Below are 1,935 nucleotides of genomic sequence, written 5' to 3' on the forward strand. Positions count from 1 at the left end.
GCGCCAACGACGGGCTCGCCCCGATCACGTTCGAGCAGCGGATGACAGAAGCACGGGAAGCTTCAACGGCCCAGCTCAGGGCCGAAGTGGCATAACACCGTCTCCACGCTTTCAGGGGATTGACAGGTTGCGGTGGGAGGATCGCGGTGCTAGCCGAGGAGGCGCCGTGGCATCGCAGGCGGAGAAGGTCGCGTTGTATGCGGCGATCCGCCGTGACTCGGCGGCGGGGATGTCGGGGCGGGCCCTGGAGCACAAGTACGGGGTGACCCGGCGGACGGTGGCCAAGGCGTTGGCGTCGGTGTGGCCTGAGCCGCGTAAGAAGATGGCGCCGCGCGGGACCCGGCTTGATCCCTACAAGGCGCTGGTCGATCAGATGCTGCGGGCGGATCTGGATGCGCCGCGTAAGCAGCGGCATACCGTGAAACGGATCTTCGACCGGCTGGTCGATGAGCACGACGCGACGCAGGTGACGTATCGGATGGTCCGTGCCTATGTCGCTGATCGGCGTGGCGAGATCCGGACCGAGGCCGGCCGCGGCCCGCCGAAGGCGTTCGTGCCGCAGTCCCACCAGCCCGGGGTGGAGGCCGAGGTCGACTTCGGGGAGGTGACGGTCCGGCTCGCTGGTGAGCAGGTCAAGCTGGTTCTGTTCGCGTTGCGGATGTCGTATTCGGGCAAGGCTGTGCATCGGGTCTTCGCCTCCGGCGGTCAGGAGGCGTTTTTCGAGGGGCACGTGCACGCTGTCAGGGTGCTGGGCGGCGTGCCTCTGGGCAAGGTCCGCTACGACAACCTCAAGGCCGCCGTCGCCCAGGTGCTGGGGTTTTCCCGGGCCCGGGTGGAGACGGCGCGGTGGACGGCGTTTCATTCCTTCTACGATTTCGAGCCGTTCTATTGCCAGCCGGGCATCGAAGGCGCGCATGAGAAGGGCGGTGTGGAAGGCGATATCGGCTGGTTCCGCCGTAACCACCTGGTGCCGATCCCCGAGGTCGGCTCGCTGGCCGAGCTGAACGGCATGGTCGATGAGTGGGACATTCAGGATGAGGCCCGCCGGATCGGGAGCCGGCCACGGACCGTTGGTGAGCATTTCGCGATTGAGCGGCCCTTGCTCAAACCGCTGCCGGTGGAGGTGTTCGAGACCGGCCTGGTGATGTCGCTGCGCGTGGATCGCTATGCCCAGGTCAGCGTGCGCACGAACCGCTATTCGGTGCCGGCTCGGTTGATCGGCCGCAAGGTCCGGGTCATGCTGCACGCCTCCGAGCTAATCGTCTACGACGGGCAAGAAGAGGTCGCCCGGCATGAGCGGCTGCTGGCCAAGGGTGGATCACGGCTGGAGCTGGACCACTATCTGGAGGTGCTGGTCCGTAAACCGGGTGCCTTGCCGGGGGCGACCGCGTTGGAGCAGGCCCGCGCGGCCGGCAAGTTCACCCCGGTGCACGACAGCTGGTGGGCGGCGGCCTGCAAGGCCCACGGTGACCGCGACGGCACCCGGGCTCTGGTCGAGGTGCTGTTGCTGGGCCGGCACATGAACCATGAGCACCTCGTCGCCGGCCTGGCCGTCGCGTTGCGGGCCGGCGCGCTGACCGCTGATGCCGTCGCCCTGGAAGCCCGCAAAGCAGCAGAAGCCGACCGGCCCGAACCCGCCGAACCGTCCGGCAACCTGGCGGAGCCCGGCACCGCGACGGTGACCTTCTTGACCGAACGACGGATGGCTCACCTGCCACCCGATACCCGGCCGCTGCCATCGGTGGCGGTCTATGACCAGCTGCTGCGACGCCCCCGCCCTGGTGCTGAGCGTCCCGCCGAGGGAGAGTCCTCATGACACTCCCTGTGTCAACCTCAGGAAGCGAGAGGCTCCATGAGCGCTGTTGCGGCGCCGTGTTTGGTGGGGTCGTAGGGGACGCTGTCGTGCCAGCAGCGCCAGATGACGCGGATCCAGGC

At 67.9% G+C, this 1,935-nt stretch carries 1 protein-coding gene; it reads left to right on the forward strand.

Annotated features, from left to right (window positions below; genetic code table 11):
* Window positions 1–166 precede the first annotated feature (166 nt).
* Window positions 167–1,816, forward strand: coding sequence for an IS21 family transposase (istA, locus tag ABGB11_RS42280; protein ID WP_347641341.1), 1,650 nt, complete (start codon window positions 167–169; stop codon window positions 1,814–1,816).
* Window positions 1,817–1,935 lie beyond the last annotated feature (119 nt).

The sequence above is a fragment of the Actinomadura sp. B10D3 genome, assembly GCF_039871695.1.
Classification (GTDB): Bacteria; Actinomycetota; Actinomycetes; order Streptosporangiales; family Streptosporangiaceae; genus Spirillospora; species Spirillospora madurae.